This window comes from Thiobacter subterraneus (genome assembly GCF_055379455.1).
Genome location: NZ_AP042402.1, coordinates 455,182 through 475,630, shown reverse-complemented (window position 1 = coordinate 475,630; position 20,449 = coordinate 455,182). Strand labels below are relative to the sequence as shown.

The window sequence follows — 20,449 nt, the reverse complement described above, 5'->3', positions numbered from 1 at the left end:
CCGGCGGCAGGCGTCAGACGCCCAGTTCCTCCACCCAGGCCAGGGCCTGCAGGTGCGCCGCGTTCACCCGTTCCGGGTCTAGGGTGAGGGATTCGGCCAGGGCGCGGATGCGCGGGATGTCGGCCCCCTCGCAGGCTTCCGCGAGCTGCAGGAAGGGACCATACACCCCTTCCCGGTGCAGCAGAGCGTCGGCGATGGGCTCCGGCAGGTGCAGCTTTTCCAGGATCTGCTCCATGGGCATCTCCAGCATCGCGTCCAGCAGCGAGAAGATGCCCACGATGAACAGATTGTCCCGCTCGTGCTTGTCCAGCAGCTCCATGCCCAGCAGTTCCGTGAGGCGGCCGCGGGTGACCGCCGTCTTCATGAGCGCGGGTGGCGTCGAGCCCTCGTTGGCGGTGACCACCAGCAGGGTGAGCCAGCGGTAGAGCTGCTGGTAGCCCAGGATGGCCAGGGCATGCCGGATGGACTGGATTTCGCAGGAGAGGCCGAAGCCCACGGAATTGATGTAGCGCAGCAGCTTGAAGGACAGGGCCACGTCGCGCTTGAAACCCTTTTCCAGCTCGGCGATGTCGGCGTTGGCGCGCACCTTGTTGAGCAGCTCCAGCACCAGCGCCTGACCGGGGTTGATCACCCGCGCCGTGAGGGTTTCCGGATGGGCGAAATGGAAACCCTGGAACAGGTCGAATTTGAGGTTGCGGCAGGTATTGAACATGCCGCGGGTTTCCACCTTCTCCGCCACCAGCTTCACCGGGTGCCGGCGTGCGGCGCTCACCAGCGCCGGCAGCCGTTCCGGGGGCGTGGCCAGCACGTCGATCTTCAGGTAGCTGACCAGGGGCAGAAGGGGATCGAGGGCGGGATTGCCGTCGTAATCGTCCAGGGCGAAGGTGAAGCCCCGGGCGCGCAGGTCGCCCAGTCGCTGCAGCAGGGCCGGTGTGGGTGCCACGTCTTCCAGGATTTCCAGCACCACCCGACGGGGCGGCAGGAGTTCCAGAAAATCGCTTTCGAGCATGGCATTGGAGACGTTGAGAAAGGCGATCCGGTCACCGAACAGCCATTCCGTCCCCATGTTGTTCAGGGTGTTGACCAGCACCCGGGTGCCGGCCAGCAGGTCGTCCGTGACGTCGGCCCGGGTGGCGCCGGCCTCCTCGCGGAACAGGAGCTCGTAGCCGACGATGCGCTGCTGGCTGTCCACGATGGGCTGACGGCCGACGAAGACTTCCTCGGTGCTGCGGGTGAGGGCGGCAGGCGCGAAGGGATTCATGGCTTGCTCTCCACGGGAGGTCGCGGTCGTTCAGGCCCCGCTGGGGGTTAGCCGGCGGCGCGGAACAGACTGGCCTGGGGGCTGGGCGTGTCGCCGGCGAGCAGCGCTTCCATGTCCAGCACCAGCACCACCTGACCATCCCCGGAGAGCGTCGCACCCGCCACGCCATGGGGCTTGATGCCCTCCAGCGGCTTGATCACCACGTCGTCGCGGCCGATGAAACCGTCGATGGCCAGCACGAAGGCCGACTCGCCGGACTGCATGAGCACGCCGAAGGCGGGCGGTCCCTCCTCCGGCCAGCCGATGATGCCGGCCAGGGTCTTCACCGGCAGCACCTCGTCACGCACCACCAGGGTGGCGCGCCCCGAGACCTGCTGCACCTCGTCGGGCCGGATGGGAATGATCTCGCGCACCATGGACAGGGGCACGGCGAAGGGCTGGCTGCCCAGGCGCACGATCAGCACCGGCAGGATGGCCAGGGTCAGGGGCAGGGTGATGGTGAAGGTGGTGCCCTGGCCCACCACGGAGCGGATGTCGATGCGGCCGTTGAGGCGGGTGATGTTGGTCTTCACCACGTCCATGCCGACCCCGCGGCCCGAGACGTCCGAGATCTGGTCCTTGGTGGAGAATCCGGGCAGGAAGATGAGATTCAGGCTCTGGCGTTCGTCCAGGCTGTTGGCGGTCTCCACGTCGATCAGACCCTTCTCCAGGGCCTTGCGCCGGATCACGTCGGGGCGGATGCCGCGCCCATCGTCGGCGATCTCGATCACGATGTGGTCGCCCACCTGCTGGGCCGACAGCTTGATCACGCTCTTGGCCGGCTTGCCCGCGGCGAGCCGTTCCTCCGGGCTGTCCACGCCGTGGTCCACCGCGTTGCGCACCAGGTGCACCAGGGGATCGTTGAGATCCTCGATCATGGTCTTGTCGATCTCGGTATCTTCCCCTTCCAGCACCAGCTCCACGTCCTTGCCCAGGCTGCGCGCCAGATCGCGCGCAAGCCGCGGATACTTCTGGAACAGGCGGCCGATGGGCTGCATGCGCGTCTTCATCACGGCGTTCTGCAGATCGCCCACCAGCAGATCCAGCTGACTCACGGCCTCGTCCAGGGCCTTGAGGGTGGCGGCATCGGTCTTGCCGGCGAGGATGTCCGCACGCAGGCAGTTGAGGCGGTTCTTGGTGAGGCCGATCTCGCCCGAGAGATTGAGCACCTGGTCCAGCCGCGCCGTGTCGATGCGGATGGTGGTTTCCTTGGCCGAGTTGGGGGCCGCGCCCTTGGCGGGTGACGTTCTCGGTTCCAGCCGCGTGGGAGGAGCCGGCGAGGCGGCGGGCGCCGCGGCCGCCGGGGCCGAACGTTGCGCCGGGGTGACGTTTTCCTCGGGGCGGGTGCCCAGCAGGGCGTGATAGAGCAGCCGCCAGTCGGGACCCTGTTCCTGCACCCCCGGGCCGGAGGGGGCCGGCGCGGCCGCGTCCTCCACCGGCTCCTGGGGCGTGTGGGCTGCCTGGTTCTGCCACACCTGCATCGCCTTGTCACCGGCCAGCACCGCATCCAGCTCCAGCATCAAATCCTTGTCGGCGGGTTCCGGCATGCGGCCCTGGGCGAGGAAGCCGAACATTTCGCGCACCGCCGCGGTGGCGGCCAGGATCACGTCCATGATCTCCGGGGTGAGGGACATCTCCCCGTTGCGCAGCTTGTCGAACAGGTTTTCCGTGCGGTGGCACAGTTCCACCAGGGGGGTGGCGTTGAGGAAGCCCGCGCCGCCCTTGATGGTGTGGAAGCCGCGGAAAATCTGGTTCAGGAGATCCCGGTCCTGCGGCGACTTCTCCAGCTCCACCAGCCGGTTGTCCACCTCGGACAGGAGGTCCGTGGCTTCCGTGAGGAAGTCCTGGAGCAGATCTTCCATGCCTTCGAATGCGCTCATGGGGGCTTGTCCTCCCGTTGTGTCGTGACCTCAGAAGCCCAGGCTTTCCAGCAGCTCGTCCACCTGTTCCTGGCTGGTGACGATGTCGCTGCGGCCCTCGGCATTCACCACCGGGCCATTGAGCAGACCGGACTCCAGGTGAGGCCGCTTCTCGGCGGGCGTATTGGCCACCAGCACCTTGAGCAGCTCGTTTTCCATCTCCTGGGCCATGTCGATGATCTTGCGGATCACCTGCCCGGTGAGATCCTGGAAATCCTGGGCCATCATGATCTCCAGCAGCTGGGCATTGGTGGCGGAGGTCATGCGCGGCACGTCCTGCAGGAAGCCCCGGGTCTCGTGCACCAGCTGCTTGAAATCCTCTACCGACAGCTCGTTGCGGAACAGGCTGTCCCAGCGCGCCGACAGGGCATTGGACTTGGATTCCAGCTCTTCCTGGATGGGCTTGGCCACGTCGGTGGCGTTGAGCACGCGTTCCGCCGCCTGCTGGGTGAGCGCCGCGATGTAGGCCAGGCGGTCGCGGGCATCCGGGATCATGGAATCCACCGCCTTTTCCAGACTCTTGTCGTAGCCCAGCTGCTTGAGGGTGTCGTGCAGCTTGCGCGTGAGCTGGCCCAGCTGGCTGTAATAGGGCTCCGTGATGCCGCCTTCCACCGGGCCGGCCGGGGCGGGGGCCTCTTCGACCGGCGCCGGCGCCTGCCCGGCCTCGGCCAGGGCGTTGGCGCGCACGATGCTGTCGAACAGCGCTTCCAGTTCGTCGCTGTCACCGCTTGCCGTGTTGCTCACTTGGCACCTCCTAGGTTCTGGAAGATCTTGTTGAGTTTTTCCTCGAGGGTGGCCGCGGTGAAGGGTTTCACCACGTAGCCGCTGGCGCCGGCCTGGGCCGCCGCGATGATGTTTTCCTTCTTCGCCTCCGCGGTCACCATGAGCACCGGGATATGCTTGAGCGCAGGGTCGCTGCGGATATTCTTGAGCAGCTCCAGCCCGGTCATGTTGGGCATGTTCCAGTCGCTGACCACGAAGTCGAACTTGCCGTTGCGCAGCTTCTGCAGCGCCACCACCCCATCTTCGGCTTCCTCCACGTTGGTGAAGCCCAGCTCCTTGAGCAGGTTGCGCACGATGCGGCGCATGGTGGAGAAATCGTCCACCACCAGGAATTTCATGTTCGGATCAGCCATGCGGCGCTCCTTGGTTCATCTGCATGTGAGGCTCTCTGTTCATTGTCATCGTCGTGTGATTTCAGTGCAGGAAGGGACGCAGGGTCTCCGCCAGCACTGCCGGGTCGAATTTCGCCACATAGTTGTCCACGCCCACGTTCTGGCCCATGGCCCGGTTGGCCTCGGACGAGAGGGAGGAGTGCATGATCACCGGAATGCCCTCGAACCGCTTGTCGGACTTGATCTGCTTGGTGAGCACGTAGCCGTCCATTTCCGGCATTTCGGCATCCGTGAGGATGAGGCTGATCTGTTCCCGCAGGGGCACGCCTTCCGCCTGGGCGCGTGCCGCCAGGCCCTGGAGTTTTTCCCAGGCTTCCAGGCCGTTGGTGGCCTGCTGGTATTTGACGCCCAGGGTCTCCAGCACCTTCACGATTTCCTTGCGCGCCACCAGGGAGTCGTCGGCGAAGAACACCATGTGTTCCTTCTCCGACTGCACCGGCTCCAGGGGCGGCACCTCTTCCTCGCCGAGGGCCTGGGCCAGGATCTGTTCCACGTCCAGGATGGACACCAGCTTGCCGTCCGGGAGCTCCGTGATGGCGGTGATCATGGAATCCTGTCCCGTGAGCATGGAGGTGGGCGGCTTCACCTTGTCCCAGTCCACGCGGATGATGCGGTCCACGTCATGCACCAGAAAGCCCTGGGTGTGGCGGGAGAATTCGGTCACGATCATGGTCTGGCCGCTGTTCTCGGGCGCGCCGTCGATGTGCACGAATTTGGCCAGGTTGATCACCGGGATGATGTTACCCCGCAGGGAGATCACGCCTTCCACCCCGGGCGGCGTGTTGGGCGTGCGCGTGATGGGCGGGGTCTGGGACACTTCGCGCACCTTGAATACGTTGATGCCGAACACCTCGCCGGTACCCAGCGAGAACAGCAGGATTTCCATCTTGTTCGAGCCCGCGAGCTTGGTGCGGGCGTCGATGCTTTCCAGGAGGGCAGGGTTGGCAGGCATATCCATGATCGACTTTCCGTTGTCAGATTGGGGTCAGGCCGCGGCGCGCACGTTGCCCTTGAGGATGCGGGCGAGCGTTTCCGCCAGCCGCTGCGGCTCGAACTTGGAAACGTATTCATCCACCCCGACGGAGCGGCCAAGCTGCTGGTTGGACATCCCGGACAGCGAGGAATGCATGATCACGGGAATGCCGGCGAAGCGGGGATCGCTCTTGACGTTCCTGGTCAGCATGTAGCCGTCCATTTCCGGCATTTCCACGTCGGTGAGGATGAGCTGGACGAAATGGCTTACCGGCAGACCGGCGGCCTCGGCCTGTTCCGCGATCCTGAGCAGTGCCTCCCAGGCCTGGCGGCCGTTGTTGGCCATGTGGTAGTGCACGCCCATGGCTTGAAGCGTCTTCTCGATCTGCTTGCGGGCGATGGCGGAATCGTCGCAGAAGAAGATGGTGGGCGGGTGCTCCACCTGCAGCGGCTGCACCGCGTTGTAGAGGAAATCGTCGTCCGTGTGAATCGTGTCGGCCAGGATCTTCTCCACGTCCATGAGCATGACCAGACGCCCGTCATTGAGCTCCGTCACGGCGGTGACCAGGCCGCCCATGTGCCCGGCGAACATTTCCGGCGGCACCTTGATGGAGGACCAGTCCAGGCGCAGGATGGTGTCCACCGCCTCCACCAGGAAGCCCTGGGTGTGGCCGTTGTATTCCGTGACGATCATGATTTCCGGCTTGTTCTCGGTCTGAATGCCGGTGAACTTGACCAAGTCCACCACCGGCACCAGCACCCCGCGCAGGCTCACCATGCCCTCCACTGCCGGTGGCATTTCCGGCGCCCGGGTGATTTCGGGCACGCGCATGACTTCCCGCACCTTGAACACGTTGATGCCGAAGGTTTCCCGGCGGCCGGTGCGCGCATCGGTCCCGAGGGTGAAAAGCAGGATTTCCAGCTTGTTGGTACCGGCCAGCTTGGTGCGGGCGTCGATGTTCTTGAGCAGCTCGGACATGGCGGGACTCCCGGTTCAGTGGCCGTGGTTGACGCAGAGGATGCTGCTGTCCGCCTCGCCGCTGGCGGCCATGCGCTCAAGGCTTGCGAGCACCTCCATGCTTGCCTCTTCCATCTTCTGCATGTGGGAGAGGGCGCCGCCCCTGTCCCCGGCATAAAAGGCTTCCACCGCCGCCACGCCGTGCGTGTGGAAGGTTTTGTGGGGCGCCTCGACCTCCCGATAACCGGGCAGCTGGCTGAAGCAGGCGTGTCCGTCGCCTTCGTAATACCACTTGCCCAGGCGGCAGGCGGTGTGGCTGGAGAAATCCTGGGGCCGCTTCTCGGACAGACCCATGAAGACCTTGTAAACCTCGAACTTGTAAACCAGGTGGTCCAGCTTGGCCAGCTCCACGAAACTGCGCAGGGCAGAGGCCGCAATGGCGCCTTCCATGTCCCGGGAAAGCTCGATGAGATGTTTCAGGGCCTGGGTGGCTTCCTCGCCCTTGCGGCTGAAGGATTGGGATTCCCGCGCTTCGGCCTCCATCTGGCCCTTGGTGCCTTGGATCTCGCTCTGGATGGCGCCCACCAGGGTGGAAATTTCATTGGTGGCGCTGGCGGTGCGCTCTGCCAGTTTCCGCACCTCGTCCGCCACCACGGCGAAGCCGCGACCCTGCTCGCCGGCGCGTGCCGCCTCGATGGCCGCATTGAGGGCGAGCAAATTGGTCTGGTCGGCGATTTCCTTGATCAGCTTGACGATGCCGCCGATCTGGCCGGCACGCTCGTTGAGGCGCTCCACGCTCACGGCGGTCTGCTGGGTCTTCTCCGCCACCGACTGCAGGTTGGAGGCGATGTCCTGCATCACCGCCCGACTGGCGCCGGAGGCGCTGGCGGCGGTGACGGCATGTTCCTTTTCCGCCTTCATGTTCTGGGCCAGTCCGGCCAGGGTGCGCTGCATTTCCAGGAAGGAAGCGCCGAAACGCTGCATGTTCTCGAACATGCCCCGCTGAAACTTAAGCTCCGCCTCCAGCTCGGCCACCCGTGCGGCCAGGGTGCCAGTCTCCTGGTTTGCCTTGTCCAGGGCCATGGCCAGCCGGCTTTTCTCGGCGGTCATGGCGTCCAGCTGGGCCCTCAGCTTCTTGATGAGTTCCTTGCTCTTGCCAAACATGCTGCACCTCTCCTTGTTGTTGCGCGTTGTCCGGGATTCAGGATGCCAGGCGGAAGCGGTTCACCACCTGTTCCAGGTTTTTGGCCTGCGCCAGCAGGGCATGCACGGCCTGGGTGGTCTCCTCCAGGGCGGCGCGGTTGGATTCGGCCAGGGCCGCGATCCGTTCCACCTGGGCCGTGATCTGGTCGCTCTGGCCGGTGCGGCTGCGGGTGGCGAGGGCGATCTCGTGGATACGGCTCACGGCGTCCGCCACACTGCGGTTGATGTCGGACAGGGCCCGGCCAGCCTGGTTGGCCTGGCTGACGCCCTCGGCCACCTGCTGGCTGCCTTTTTCCATGGTGGCCACGGCGCGGGCGGTCTCGGACTGAATGGCCTCGATCATCCCGGAGATCTCATTGGTGGCCTGGGCGGTGCGCTCCGCGAGCTTCCTCACTTCGTCGGCGACCACCGCGAAGCCGCGCCCCTGCTCGCCGGCCCGCGCCGCCTCGATGGCGGCGTTGAGGGCGAGCAGGTTGGTTTGATCGGCGATGTCCTTGATCACCGCCAGGATCTGGCCGATCTGGGTGGAACGTTCCCCCAGCTTCCCGATCATCTGCGCCGACTCGCCCACCGTCGCGGCCACCTCCTCGATACCCTTGACCGCGCTGGTGACCACACCGTTGCCCTGTTCGGCCAGGGCACGCGCTTCGCTGGCGACCGCCTCGATCTGCTCGGCGGTGACGGCGATGTGCTGGAACGCCCGGTTGAGATCCTCGATGGCCGCCGCCGCCTGGGCCGCCTCCCGGGACTGGCTGCGGGAGCTGGCGGTCACCTGTTCCGCCACGCCGGACAGACGCTCCGCCGTACTGCCCACGCTGTGGCTGGCCTGGCTCACCTCGCGCACGATGCCGGCGAACTGGTCGGTCATGCGGTTGAAGCTCCGGGCCACGGCACCGATTTCGTCGTCGGCTTCGGCATCCGCACGGGTGGTGAGGTCGCCCTGGGCCAGGCGCGCCGCGGCCTGTTCCAGCCGCGCCACGCCCCGGTTCACCGAGCGGGTGAGGAACAGGCCCAGCAGGGTGGAGAGCACCACGCCGAGGACGATGGCGCCGATGGCGATGCCGTCCACCAGCCGCGCCCGCGCCTGGGCGCGGCCGAAGTCGCGCTCCGCCGCCCGGGTCTGGTGGGTGATCAGTTCGTCGATGGCCGCTGACTGGGTGGCGTAGAGCGCGTCCACAGTCGTTCTGCGCAGGCGGTCGGCCTCGGCGAATTTTTCCGCCTGCAGAAGATCCATCAGGGGCATCAGGCCCTGTTCCCCGAAGACGCGCCGTGCCTCCACGAAGGCGGCGAACAGTTTGGCTTCCTCGCCGGCGGGTTTGCGGGCAGCGTAGGCATCCACCAGCTGCTGCACCTTGTACATGTTGCTGCGCACGCGGTCGGCGTGGGCCAGGATTTCGAAGGCGTCCTGCTCATGGCGCGCGGCCAGCAGCTCCATGCGGTTTTGCATCTGGTAGTTGCGGATGGTGTTGAGCAGGTCGATGGCGACCAGCCGTTCCCTGTAAATGGACTCCGCCACCCGGTTCGACTGATGCAGCCCCCACAGACCGGTCACCCCCACGGCCAGCATGAGCAGCGAGCTGGAAACCACGAGCAGGGTGAGCTTGGTGCGCAGAGTGAGCTGGTTGAAAACGGACATCATTGACTCCACTGGGACGGGTTGTGCCCCTATAGCGGCAGGTGGTGTCGAAAACTTTAGGGGTGACTGCACCTCCTTTTCGTTGCACCCGGCCGCCCGGTTTTCCCTGCCGGGAGAGGGGGCAGGGCTATAATCCGCCATTGCCTTTGCGTGCCGCGCCATGTCCGAGCAGACACCGCCCATCGACCCACGGGAGCTGGAGCAGGCCTTTTCCCTGTTCAGCGTCGCCTCCGAGCAGCTCGCCCGTGCCTATGCCGAGCTGCAGCAGAAGGTGGCCAGCCTCACCGAGGAGCTCGCCCTGGCCAACGGCGCGCTCAAGCGCCAGTACGAGGAAAAGGAGGCCCTTTCGGAACGGCTGGCGGGGCTCCTGGATGCCCTGCCTGCGGGCGTGGTGGTGCTGGACGGGGAGGGCACCATCCTGCAGGTCAATCCGGCGGCGAGGCGCTTGCTCGGGGAGCCCCTGGTGGGCGAATCCTGGGCCGGCGTGCGGGCGGCGCGCCTGGCCGCCACGACCGCCCCGGACGAATGGGAGACGCGCGATGGCCGGCGCCTGAGCATCTCCGCCCAGGCCCTGCCGGCCTACGGCGGCGACCTGCTGCTGGTGCACGACGTCACCCAGGCCCACGCCCTGCGCAGTGAGCTGGCACGCCACCAGCGCCTGTCGGCCATGGGTGAGGTGGCCGCGCGGCTGGCCCATCAGCTGCGCACGCCTTTGGCCACCGCCCTGCTTTACGCTTCCCACCTCAACCGTCCCACGCTGGCGGAGGCCGAGCGCCTGCGTTTTGCCGGCAAGGTGCTGGAGCGGCTGCGCCATCTGGAACACCTGATCCAGGACATGCTGCTGTTCGTGCGCGGGGAGGCGGCGGGCCGGGAAACCCTGGCCGTTTCCACTCTGCTCGCGGATCTGGCCCAGATGCTGGAGCCCCAGATGCAGGCGCGGGGCCTGGCGTTTACGGTCCAAAATGAGGCCCAGGGCGCCAGCCTGACCTGCAGCCGCGAGGCCCTGGGCAGCGCCCTCATGAGCCTGCTGGAAAACGCCATGCAGGTCTGCCAGGCGGGCGACCGGGTGCGTCTGGCGGCCCGGGTGGAGGGTGATGAGGTCGCATTTGAGGTGGAAGACAGCGGGCCCGGCATCGAACCGGCGCATCTCGAGCGCATTTTCGAGCCCTTCTTCACCACCCGCGCCGAGGGCACGGGGCTGGGGCTTGCCATCGTGCGCAGCGTGGCCGAAGCCCACGGCGGCCGCGTCGCGGTTCACTCCCGGCCCGGGCAGGGCAGCACGTTCACCCTGAGTCTGCCCTTGGCTACAATCGTTTGAACTGGAAGCCAGCCCATGTCCGCCCTGCCCATACTCATCGTCGAAGACGACCGGGATCTGCGCGAAGCCCTGACCGACACCCTGGAGCTCGCAGGCTACACGGTGCGCGTGGCGGAAGACGGCAGCGCCGCGCTGCAGATCCTGGAGCGCGAAGCGGTGGGGTTGGTGGTGTCCGACGTGCAGATGCGTCCCATGGACGGCCACACCCTGCTCAAGGCCATCAAGGCCCGCTGGCCCGAGGTGCCCGTGCTGCTCATGACGGCCTACGGCATGATCGAGAAGGCGGTGGAGGCCATGCGCGACGGCGCCTGCAATTACCTGACCAAACCCTTCGAGGCCGACCGGCTGCTCGCCGAAGTGGCCCGTTACATGCTCACGCCCGCGGCCGAGGGCGACGTGGTGGCGGAGGACGCCATGTCACGGGAACTCCTGGCCCTGGCGCGGCGGGTGGCGGCCTCCCATGCCACCGTGCTCATCACCGGGGAGTCCGGCACCGGCAAGGAAGTCATGGCCCGCTATCTGCACCGCCATTCGCCCCGCGCCGGTGGGCCGTTCGTGGCCATCAACTGCGCGGCGATCCCCGACAACCTGCTGGAATCCACCCTGTTCGGCTACGAGAAGGGCGCGTTCACCGGCGCCACCACCTCCCAGGCCGGCAAGTTCGAGCAGGCCAGTGGTGGCACCCTGCTCCTCGACGAGATTTCCGAAATGCCCCTTTCCCTCCAGGCCAAGCTGCTGCGCGTGTTGCAGGAACGGGAGGTGGAGCGGCTCGGGGGCAGGGGCCCCATTCCGGTGGACGTGCGCATCATTGCCACCTCCAACCGCGACATGGAGGCGGAAGTCGCCGCCGGCCGTTTCCGCGAGGATCTCTACTACCGGCTCAACGTCTTCCCGCTGCACCTGCCCCCCTTGCGGGAGCGGCGTGAGGACATCGCGCCGCTGGCGCGCCACATCCTCGCCCGGCTGGCGAAACAGGCGGGGCGCCATGGCATGAGCTTTTCGCCCGAGGCTCTCGGCGAATTGACGCAGTATGCCTGGCCCGGTAACATCCGCGAGCTGGAAAACGTGATCCAACGGGCACTTATCCTCGCCCCCGGGCACGTGATCGAGCCGTCCCATCTGCACCTGCCGGCGGCAAAAATTGCCGCTGCGGCAACGGCGGCGCCCGTGGCGCAGGCGCCCGCGGAAGGCCCCACCGACATCAAGTCCCTGGAGCGCCGGCACATCATGGAAGCGCTGGCGGCAGAGGGGGGCTCCCGCAAACGCGCGGCGCAGCGCCTGGGCATGAGCGAGCGCACCCTGCGCTACAAACTCGCCCGCTACCGGGAAGAGGACGCCGCCGCGGGGGGCGACCGCTCCTCCTGAAGTCGGCATGGATCTTGCATTTTTTGTCCCGAATGCCGATAGTGAGTTGAACTGCAAGGAAGGACGACGCCATGGACGCCAAAGGGATCGATCAGCTGCTGGGCCAGATGCGTGCCGCCTCCCAGCTTGCCACGGGCGGGCAGGGCACGCAGCCGGCGGGGGTGGAAGGGAGCGACTTCGCGGCCCTGCTCAAGGCCTCCCTGGAACAGGTGAGCCAGAGCCAGGCGGAGGCCAGCCGGCTCGCCCAGGCCTTCGAACAGGGGGCGCCCAACGTGAGTCTGGAAGACGTGATGATTTCCCTGCAAAAGGCCGACGTCTCGTTCCAGACCATGGTCCAGGTACGCAACAAGCTGGTGGAGGCCTACCAGCAGATTATGAACCTCCAGGTTTGATGACGCGAAGCGGCAGGCCGGGCGACATCACGGGGCTTTTCACCCCGGCGGTGTCGCCGCCGCCGCTTTTTCATGGGTGGGACCGCGTCCCCGTCCCGGCACCGAGGGCTAAGCCATGACCACCGGCGTGTTGGGCAAGGTCCGCCGCCCCGGTTGGGCTGCCGATGCCCCCCCGGCGGGCGGCGCCCCGTCTGCCGCGGGAGGCTGAACCATGGCCCTGGCCGCCCAGTCCTCCCTGCTCAGCCAGCTTTCGGCGTTCAACCAGCTTTCCAACAGCCAGAAGCTGGGTCTCATCATCGGCATCGCCGCCATCATCGCCCTGGTCGTGGCCGGGGTGCTGTGGTACCGCACGCCCACCTACCAGGTCCTGTTCTCCAATCTGTCGGATCGTGACGGCGGCGCGGTGATCGCCGCGCTGCAGCAGATGAACGTGCCCTACAAAACCGAGGGCACCAGCACCATCCTCGTGCCCATGGAGCAGGTGTACGAGGTGCGCCTGAAGCTTGCCTCCCAGGGCCTGCCCAAGGGCAGCGTGGTGGGTTTCGAGCTCATGGAGGGGCAGAAGCTGGGCGTGAGCCAGTTCGTGGAACAGGTCAATTACCAGCGCGCCCTGGAGGGGGAGCTCACCCGCTCCATCCAGTCCCTGTCGGCGGTGCAGGGGGCGCGCGTGCATCTGGCCATACCCCGGCCGTCCGTGTTCCTGCGCGACCAGCAGAAACCTTCGGCGTCGGTGCTCGTCAACCTGGGGGGCGGGCGCCGGCTCGAGCCGGCGCAGGTGGCCGGGATCGTGCATCTGGTGGCCTCCAGCGTGCCCGACCTGCCCCCGGAGAACGTCACGGTCATCGACCAGAACGGCAACCTGCTCACCGGCCCCGAGACGGCCTTCCGCAAGGCGGGGCTGGATGCCACCCAGCTGGAGTATGTGCGTCAGGTGGAGGAGAGCTTCGCCCGCCGCATCGAGGCCATTCTCGCGCCCATCGTCGGGCCGGACAACGTGCGCGCGCAGGTGACCGCGGAGCTGGACTTCTCCCAGACCGAGCAGACGGCGGAGACCTACAAGCCCAATCCGGCGCCCCAGGAGGCGGCGGTACGCAGCCTGCAAAGCCGCGAGAGCCTCGGCGCCGCGGGGGGGCCTGCGGGGGTGCCCGGGGCGCTGTCCAACCAGCCGCCGGGCGCCGCCAGCGCGCCCATCACGGCCCCGGCCGGCGCGCCGGGAGCCGGCCAGGCCCAGGCGGTGGTGCCGTCCCAGAAGGAGCAGACGGTCAACTACGAGGTGGACAAGACCGTGCGCCATACCCGCCTGCCCCCCGGCGCGGTGAAGCGGCTGTCGGCGGCGGTGGTGGTCAACTATCGAAAAATCACCGGCAAGGACGGCAAGGTGAGTCTCGCCCCCCTGTCCCAGGGGGAACTCGCCCAGATCAACAACCTGGTCAAGGAAGCCATGGGCTTCAACGCCCAGCGCGGCGATACGGCGAACGTGGTGAATGCCGCCTTCAACCTGCCGCCCGCGGAGAAGGTGGAAGCCGCGCCCTTCTATGAGAACCCCTGGGTGCAGAGCGCGGGGCTGGGTCTGCTCAAGTTTCTCGCCATCGCGGCCATCATCTGGGTGATCGTGTTCGTGGTGCTGCGTCCCATCCTGCGCGAGCTGGCGCGGCTGCCCGCCCCGCCACCCCTGCCGGAAGGCATGGCCGCGCCGGAGGAGGCCGGCCCGGGCGCGCAGCCCGCGGGCTATGAACAGAATCTTGCTGCGGTGCGCGAGCTGGCGCGCCAGAATCCCAGCGTGGTGGCCAACGTGGTACGGGAGTGGGTAGGCAAGGAGGGGGCGTGAACGAGGAAGGCATCGAAAAGAGCGCCATTCTGCTGCTCGCCCTGGGCGAGGAGGAGGCGGCCGAGGTGTTCAAGTACCTCGGGCCGAAGGAGGTGCAAAAGCTCGGTGCGGCCATGGCCAGCCTGACCACCGTCAACCGGGAAAAGGTGGAGCAGGTGCTGGCGGAATTCCGCCAGAAGGCGGAAGGGCAGACCGCCCTCGGCGCGGATTCCGCGGCCTACATCAAGAACGTGCTGACCAAGGCCCTGGGCTCCGACCGCGCCGCCAGCCTGCTCGACCGCATCCTCCACGGCGGCGACACCGCGGGCATCGAAAGCCTGAAGTGGATGGACGCCGCCGCAGTGGCGGAACTCATCAAGAACGAACACCCGCAGATCATCGCCACCATCCTGGTGCATCTCGACCGCGACCAGGCAAGCGAAATCCTGGGGCATTTCACCGAGCGCCTGCGCAACGACGTGATCCTGCGCATTGCCACCCTGGATGGCATCCAGCCCCAGGCTTTGCGTGATCTCAACGACGTGCTCACCAAGCTCATCACCTCGCCCAACAACATCAAGAAGAGTGCCATGGGGGGCAGCCGCGTGGCGGCCGAGATCCTCAATTTCATGAGCGGCGCGGTGGAGACCTCGGTGCTGGCGGCGGTGCGCGATTTCGATCCGGAACTCGCGCAGAAGATCCAGGACGAGATGTTCACCTTCGAGAACATCCTGGACCTGGACGACCGGGCGGTGCAGCTCCTGCTGCGCGAGGTGCAGTCCGAAAGCCTCATCATCGCCCTCAAGGGCGCGAGCCCGGAACTGCGCGAGAAGATCTTCAAGAACATGTCCCAGCGCGCGGCGGAGATGCTGCGCGACGACCTCGAGGCCAAGGGCCCGGTGCGGGTCTCGGAAGTGGAGGCCGAGCAGAAGGAAATCCTCAAGATCGTGCGCCGGCTTGCCGACGAAGGCCAGATCGCCCTGGGCGGCAAGGGCGAGGAAGCCTTCATCTGACCCCTTTGCCTGCGCTGCCTGCGGCCCCATAATGATCGGGTAACCGTTGCGCGGCGCACCCATGGCCTCCAAACCCATCATTCCCAAGGAACAGCTGTCCGCCTACCAGCGCTGGGAGCTCGCGTCCCTGGAGGAAAAGCCGGCCCCACCCCCGGAGCCGGCGGTCAAGCTTCCCACCGCCGAGGAACTGGAGCGCATGCACCAGCAGGCCTACCAGGAAGGCTTCGCCGCGGGAATGCGCGACGGGCGGGCCCAGGGCGAGGCGGACGCGCGCCGCATGCGCGAGCTCATGCACCGGCTGGAGCAGGCCCTGGAGGGCTTCGAGCGAGCCATGGCCGACCAGATCCTGGATCTCGCCCTGGAAATCGCCCGCCAGCTCACCCGGCGGGCCCTCGCGCTGGAACCGGAGCGGGTGCTGGACGTGGTGCGCGAGGCCATCGAGAGCCTGCCCCAGCTCACGGAGCATCCGGTACTGGTGTTGCACCCGGAAGACGCTAACCTGGTGCGCCAGATGCTCGCCTACGAGTATCAGGAATCGGTCTGGCGGGTGGTGGAGGATCCCCACATGGCGCGCGGCGGCTGCCGCATCGAGACCGCGGAGAGCGAGCTCGACGCCACCCTCGAGACCCGCTGGAAACGAATCGTGTCGGCGCTGGGCAGCGATGCAGACTGGAACGATTGAAGCCGAGGACGGGCAGCTCGCCCACTGGCGTGCCTTCCTGCGCGACTGCCGCGACGTGGTGAGCGCGGTCAGGCCCTGGGCCATGACGGGGCGGCTCACCCGGGTGGCAGGCCTGGTCATGGAGGCGGTGGGCCTCAAACTCGCGGTGGGGTCGAGCTGCCTGGTGGAACTGCCCAACGGTCTCACGGTGGATGCCGAGGTGGTGGGCTTTTCCGGCGAGCGTCTGTTCCTCATGCCCTCCACCGACGTCTATGGCCTGGTGCCCGGCGCCCGTGTGATTCCCGTGGAAAGCGAGCTTACGGTGCCGCGCCCGCGGGGCACGCTGATCCGGCGCCGGCGTGCGGAAGACCGGGCGCGGCAGGTGGCGGTGGGGCCGGAACTCCTCGGGCGTGTGGTGGACGGCGCGGGCCGCCCCCTGGACGGCCTCGGCCCGGTGGAGACGGAAACCCGCGTCCCCCTCCAGAGCCGTCCCTTCAACCCTCTGGCGCGCGCCCCCATCCGCGAGGTGCTGGATACCGGCGTGCGGGCCATCAATGCCCTGCTCACCGTGGGCCGCGGCCAGCGCATGGGCCTGTTCGCCGGCAGCGGGGTGGGCAAGAGCGTGCTGCTGGGCATGATGGCGCGCTACACCAGCGCCGACGTCATCGTGGTGGGACTGATCGGCGAACGGGGCCGCGAGGTCAAGGAATTCATCGAGAACATCCTGGGCCACGAGGGCCGCACCCGCGCGGTGGTGGTGGCCGCCCCCGCCGACACGCCGCCCCTGCTGCGCCTGCATGGGGCGGCCTACGCCACCGCCATCGCGGAGTATTTCCGCGACCAGGGCAAGCACGTGCTGCTCATCATGGATTCCCTGACCCGCTTCGCCATGGCCCAGCGGGAGATTGCCCTGGCCATCGGCGAGCCCCCCGCCACCAAGGGCTATCCACCTTCGGTGTTCGCCAAGCTGCCCCAGCTGGTGGAACGGGCCGGCAACGGGCGGGAAGGGGGCGGCTCCATCACCGCCTTCTACACCGTGCTCACCGAGGGCGATGACCAGCAGGATCCCATCGCCGATGCCGCACGCGCCATCCTCGACGGCCACGTGGTGCTCTCGCGCAGCCTGGCCGACCAGGGGCACTACCCGGCCATCGACATCGAAGCCTCCATCAGCCGCGCCATCACCGAGATCGTCTCGCCGCAGCAGCTGGAGCTGGTCCGGCGCTTCAAGAATCTCTATTCCCGCTACCAGCGCAGCCGGGACCTGATCACTGTCGGCGCCTACGTGCGGGGATCCGACCCCCTGCTCGACGAAGCCATCGCCATGTATCCCAAACTGGAGCAGTTCCTGGTGCAGGACATGCGCGAGCGCGCAAGCTACAGCGACAGTATCCTGCGTCTTCAACAGCTCCTGCGTCTGTGAAGCCGTAAGCCATGGCGCGCCGCTTTCCGCTGCAGCCCCTGCACGATCTCGCCGCCGACCGGCTGGAGGCCGCCACCCGGCGCCTCGCCGAGCTCAAGCAGGCGTGGCAGGCCGCCGAGGACAAGCTCGCCCAACTGCGCGGCTACCAGCAGGAATACCGCGAGCGCCTGGGCCAGGCGGTGCAGGAGGGGCTTGATGCGCACCGCATGCGGGATTTCCATGCCTTTCTCGCCAAGATCGAGGTCGCCATCCGCCACCAGCAGGCCGAGGTGGAACGCTGTCGCCAGGCCTGGGAACAGGGTCAGCGGGTCTGGCTCGAGGAGCGGCGCAAGCTCAAGACCTACGAAGTCCTCAGGGCACGCCATGCCGCAGGGGAGCGGGTGCGGGAAACCCGTCTGGAGCAGCGCGAGCAGGACGAGCACGCCCGACGCGCCCGTGCCGGCGCCCCCCATCTGCCCCGCGGCGAGGACTGACCGCTTTCTGGCACGCCGTTTGCTAAACGGCTGGTGTCGCCCGGCTGACGGGCCTTGCAGGAGCCGGTCTCATGTCCAACATGCCTGTTTCTTCCCACATCACCGTGATCGCGGTGGCGCCAGCGGCCGCCGAGGCAGCCGGGGTCCAGCCGCTTCCGGCCACCGACGCCGCCTCCTTTGCCACCCTGCTGGCGCGCCAGATCGAGGCCGGCAGCGCGCCGCTGCCAGGGGCCGTGGAGACCGGCGAGCCGCCCCTCAAGGCCGAGAGCGGCGACGTGCCAGCCCTGCCGGCAGCGGATCCGGCTGCCCTGTTGCAGCCCATCACCGCTCTGCCCGTGGCGCCGGTGAGCGTGCAGCCGGTCCCGGGTCCGGTGGGGACCGGGCGGCCGGAGGACGGTCCGCGGGTGCGGGTGCTCACCCTTGGGGGGCCGGGTGGCGGGGTGCCGGGTGGCACGTCCGCTTCCCAGGCGCCGGGTTTGCCGCAGACGGATGCCGCCCCGGCAAAACTTGCCGATCCGCCCCTGCCGGCGGCGCAGGATACGGGCAAGGAGGCGTTGCCGGTGGCCCGGGGGCCTGCGGCACCCGAAGAGCTGCCCACGACGGCAACGAACGCGGCAGCGCCTCAGTCTGCCCCAGGGCCGTGGCACGGCCAGGGGACGGCGCCCATCCGGAGCGAGACCGTGCCTGCGGCGACCGTGCAGCAGCCGGTGGGCAGTCCGGGCTGGACCGGCGAATTCGCCCAGAAGGTGGTGTGGGTGAGCCACCAGGGCCAGCAGTTCGCCCAGATCCAGGTCACCCCACCCCAGCTGGGACCGGTGGAGATCCATCTCGCGCTGGGCCAGGACCAGGCGAGCATGACCTTCGTCTCGTCCCACGCCCCGGTGCGTGAAGCCATCGAAGCCGCTCTGCCGCGCCTGCGGGAGATGCTCGCGGAAAGCGGCATCCAGCTCGGCAACGTGGAAGTGGCGGCCCATTCCTTTGGCCAGGGGGCGCGCCAGGACGGCGAGCCCGGTTCCCGGCCCGGCCCCCACGCTGCCGCCACCTCCCTGGCGCCGCTGCCGGGGGTGGCGCCCGGCGGGCGGATCGGGCAGGGGCGGGCAGGGCTGGTGGACGTATTTGCCTGATTCCCCTGCCGCGGGCGGAAAAAACGGGCCTTGCGGGCCCGTTTTTTGTCTGCCGCTCAAACGCCAATGTTCGCCAAGGGTTTGCGTCACAAACTGACAAACTGCCTAAATTCCGTCTCCAAACTACTTGATCCGTCGTGGGTTTGAGGTTATAAAGCCTGGAAGGCCGCGGCTGCGGCAGGCATGTGAGGACACCCATGGCGCAAGCGAAGAACGCCCCACCGCCCGCAGAGGGCGGTGCTGCGGCGCCCAAGAAGAAAAGCAAACTTTTGATCATCGCCGTGGCGGCGCTTCTGGCCGGCGGAGGCGGAGGCGCGGCCTGGTGGTTTCTCGCCGGCTCCAAGGGGGGCGCGGCGCACGAGGCGGCGCACAAGGAGGAAGCGGAAAAGCCGCCGGTCTTTACGCGGCTGGACCAGTTCACGGTGAACCTGCAGCGCGGCGCCGACGGCGAGGACCACTATCTGCAGGCGGAAGTGGACCTGCAGGTGGCCAATGAGAAAGTGATCGAGCAGGTCAAGCTGCGCATGCCGCAGATCCGCAACGCCACGCTCCTACTCATGTCCAGCAAAACGGCGGAAGAACTCGCGCCGGTGGAGGGCAAACAGAAACTCGCCAGTGACATGGTCGCCCAGATCAACCAGATCCTGGGTGTGAAGGATCCCAAGCAGGGTGTGCTGGCCGTGTACTTCAGCGCGTTCGTGATCCAGTGACGGGGCCCCATGGCCGACGAGATCCTCTCCCAAGACGAAGTGGACGCCCTGCTCAAGGGCGTGCTCGGCGAGACCGAAGAGGAAAAGCCGGCTGAAGAGCAGGGCGGGGTTCGCTCCTACGACATCGGCAAGCAGGAACGCATCGTGCGTGGGCGCATGCCCACGCTCGAGATCATCAACGAACGCTTCGCGCGCAACCTGCGCATCGGGCTGTACAACTTCATGCGGCGCACTGCCGAGATTTCGGTGAGTCCGGTGAAGGTCCAAAAGTACAGCGAGTTCATGCGCAACCTGGTGGTGCCCAGCAATCTCAACCTGATGCGCTTCAAGCCGCTGCGCGGCCTGGGGCTGTTCATCTTCGATCCCAACCTGGTGTTCCTGGTGGTGGACAACCTGTTCGGCGGCGATGGCCGATTCCACATGCGCGTGGAGGGGCGTGACTTCACCCCCACCGAGCAGCGGGTGATCCAGCGCATGCTGGAAGTGGCCACGGCAGAATACAAAAAATGCTGGGAGCCGATCTATCCCATCGAATTCGAGTACGTCCGCTCGGAAATGAACCCCCAGTTCGCCAACGTGGCCACCCCCAGCGAAGTCGTGGTGGTGACCACCTTCAACATCGAGCTGGGCGAGGGGGGTGGCGATTTCCACATCTGCACCCCCTATGCCATGATCGAGCCCATTCGTGATATTCTCAGCTCGACCATGCAGGGCGAGCGGCTCGAGGTGGACGAGCGCTGGGAGCGTCTGATGCGTGAGCAGATCCAGCAGGCCGAGGTCACCCTGGTGGCGAATCTGGGCTCGGCGCGCGTCACCCTGCGCGACATCATGAATCTCAAGGTGGGGGATGTCCTTTCCCTCGACGTGCCCGAGGCGGTGCTGGCCGAGGTGGACGGCGTGCCCGTCCTGGAATGCCAGTACGGCGTGCATAACGGCCAGTACGCCCTGAAGGTGAAGCGCGTCGTGAGCGGCACGGAAGGCTGAGGCTTTCCAGGGAGGC

19 protein-coding genes are annotated in these 20,449 nt (G+C 67.1%); 11 read left to right on the top strand and 8 right to left on the bottom strand.

Annotated elements, in window-relative coordinates; all coding sequences use genetic code 11:
- Positions 1 to 13: 13 nt before the first annotated feature.
- The 8 genes from ACZ42P_RS02505 to ACZ42P_RS02470 form a co-directional block, all read right to left on the bottom strand.
- Positions 14 to 1,261, bottom strand: a complete 1,248-nt coding sequence (locus ACZ42P_RS02505; protein WP_464898529.1) for an EAL and HDOD domain-containing protein — start codon at positions 1,259 to 1,261, stop codon at positions 14 to 16.
- A gap of 47 nt (positions 1,262 to 1,308) precedes the next feature.
- On the bottom strand, positions 1,309 to 3,180 hold the full coding sequence (locus tag ACZ42P_RS02500) for a chemotaxis protein CheA (protein WP_464898528.1): 1,872 nt from the start codon (positions 3,178 to 3,180) through the stop codon (positions 1,309 to 1,311).
- A 30-nt stretch (positions 3,181 to 3,210) separates the two neighbouring features.
- The gene (gene cheZ, locus ACZ42P_RS02495) at positions 3,211 to 3,831 is read right to left on the bottom strand and encodes a protein phosphatase CheZ (RefSeq protein WP_464899351.1); all 621 of its coding nucleotides are present in this window, start codon (positions 3,829 to 3,831) and stop codon (positions 3,211 to 3,213) included.
- Positions 3,832 to 3,959: 128 nt separating this feature from the next.
- Positions 3,960 to 4,355, bottom strand: coding sequence for a chemotaxis response regulator CheY (gene cheY, locus ACZ42P_RS02490; protein ID WP_464898527.1), 396 nt, complete (start codon positions 4,353 to 4,355; stop codon positions 3,960 to 3,962).
- A 61-nt stretch (positions 4,356 to 4,416) separates the two neighbouring features.
- Complete coding sequence (locus ACZ42P_RS02485; protein ID WP_464898526.1) at positions 4,417 to 5,352, bottom strand: chemotaxis protein; 936 nt, start codon at positions 5,350 to 5,352, stop codon at positions 4,417 to 4,419.
- A gap of 27 nt (positions 5,353 to 5,379) precedes the next feature.
- Entirely contained in the window at positions 5,380 to 6,345 is a 966-nt protein-coding gene (locus ACZ42P_RS02480; RefSeq protein ID WP_464898525.1) for a chemotaxis protein, read from the bottom strand.
- 15 nt (positions 6,346 to 6,360) lie between these two features.
- A complete protein-coding gene (locus ACZ42P_RS02475) occupies positions 6,361 to 7,488 on the bottom strand; it encodes a methyl-accepting chemotaxis protein (protein ID WP_464898524.1) in 1,128 nt (375 codons plus the stop codon).
- A gap of 37 nt (positions 7,489 to 7,525) precedes the next feature.
- Positions 7,526 to 9,166, bottom strand: coding sequence for a methyl-accepting chemotaxis protein (locus ACZ42P_RS02470; RefSeq protein WP_464898523.1), 1,641 nt, complete (start codon positions 9,164 to 9,166; stop codon positions 7,526 to 7,528).
- 157 nt (positions 9,167 to 9,323) lie between these two features.
- Between ACZ42P_RS02470 and ACZ42P_RS02465 the strand changes: the two genes are divergently transcribed.
- The 11 genes from ACZ42P_RS02465 (at position 9,324) to fliM (ending at position 20,433) form a co-directional block, all read left to right on the top strand.
- Positions 9,324 to 10,481 carry a sensor histidine kinase gene (locus ACZ42P_RS02465; RefSeq protein WP_464898522.1) on the top strand — a complete coding sequence of 386 codons (1,158 nt, stop codon included), beginning with the start codon at positions 9,324 to 9,326 and terminating at the stop codon, positions 10,479 to 10,481.
- A gap of 15 nt (positions 10,482 to 10,496) precedes the next feature.
- Positions 10,497 to 11,846 (top strand): sigma-54-dependent transcriptional regulator, encoded by a 1,350-nt coding sequence (locus ACZ42P_RS02460; RefSeq protein ID WP_464898521.1) that lies wholly within the window; start codon positions 10,497 to 10,499, stop codon positions 11,844 to 11,846.
- Between the two features lie 71 nt (positions 11,847 to 11,917).
- Positions 11,918 to 12,238: a flagellar hook-basal body complex protein FliE gene (gene fliE / locus ACZ42P_RS02455; RefSeq protein WP_464898520.1), complete on the top strand. Its 321-nt coding sequence runs from the start codon at positions 11,918 to 11,920 to the stop codon at positions 12,236 to 12,238.
- A 211-nt stretch (positions 12,239 to 12,449) separates the two neighbouring features.
- Positions 12,450 to 14,066, top strand: coding sequence for a flagellar basal-body MS-ring/collar protein FliF (fliF, locus tag ACZ42P_RS02450; protein WP_464898519.1), 1,617 nt, complete (start codon positions 12,450 to 12,452; stop codon positions 14,064 to 14,066).
- Positions 14,063 to 15,058: a flagellar motor switch protein FliG gene (gene fliG / locus ACZ42P_RS02445; RefSeq protein ID WP_464898518.1), complete on the top strand. Its 996-nt coding sequence runs from the start codon at positions 14,063 to 14,065 to the stop codon at positions 15,056 to 15,058. Before fliF ends, fliG begins: the two co-directional genes overlap by 4 nt.
- A 61-nt stretch (positions 15,059 to 15,119) precedes the next feature.
- Positions 15,120 to 15,740: a flagellar assembly protein FliH gene (locus ACZ42P_RS02440; protein ID WP_464898517.1), complete on the top strand. Its 621-nt coding sequence runs from the start codon at positions 15,120 to 15,122 to the stop codon at positions 15,738 to 15,740.
- The gene (fliI, locus tag ACZ42P_RS02435) at positions 15,721 to 17,142 is read left to right on the top strand and encodes a flagellar protein export ATPase FliI (RefSeq protein WP_464898516.1); all 1,422 of its coding nucleotides are present in this window, start codon (positions 15,721 to 15,723) and stop codon (positions 17,140 to 17,142) included. The genes ACZ42P_RS02440 and fliI overlap by 20 nt, the downstream gene beginning before the upstream one ends.
- 11 nt (positions 17,143 to 17,153) lie before the next feature.
- The gene (fliJ, locus tag ACZ42P_RS02430; RefSeq protein WP_464898515.1) at positions 17,154 to 17,615 is read left to right on the top strand and encodes a flagellar export protein FliJ; all 462 of its coding nucleotides are present in this window, start codon (positions 17,154 to 17,156) and stop codon (positions 17,613 to 17,615) included.
- A gap of 71 nt (positions 17,616 to 17,686) precedes the next feature.
- Complete coding sequence (locus ACZ42P_RS02425) at positions 17,687 to 18,739, top strand: flagellar hook-length control protein FliK (protein ID WP_464898514.1); 1,053 nt, start codon at positions 17,687 to 17,689, stop codon at positions 18,737 to 18,739.
- Positions 18,740 to 18,936: 197 nt separating this feature from the next.
- Positions 18,937 to 19,449 carry a flagellar basal body-associated protein FliL gene (gene fliL / locus ACZ42P_RS02420; protein ID WP_464898513.1) on the top strand — a complete coding sequence of 171 codons (513 nt, stop codon included), beginning with the start codon at positions 18,937 to 18,939 and terminating at the stop codon, positions 19,447 to 19,449.
- 9 nt (positions 19,450 to 19,458) lie between these two features.
- A complete protein-coding gene (gene fliM / locus ACZ42P_RS02415; protein ID WP_464898512.1) occupies positions 19,459 to 20,433 on the top strand; it encodes a flagellar motor switch protein FliM in 975 nt (324 codons plus the stop codon).
- The last annotated feature ends 16 nt before the right edge of the window (positions 20,434 to 20,449 follow it).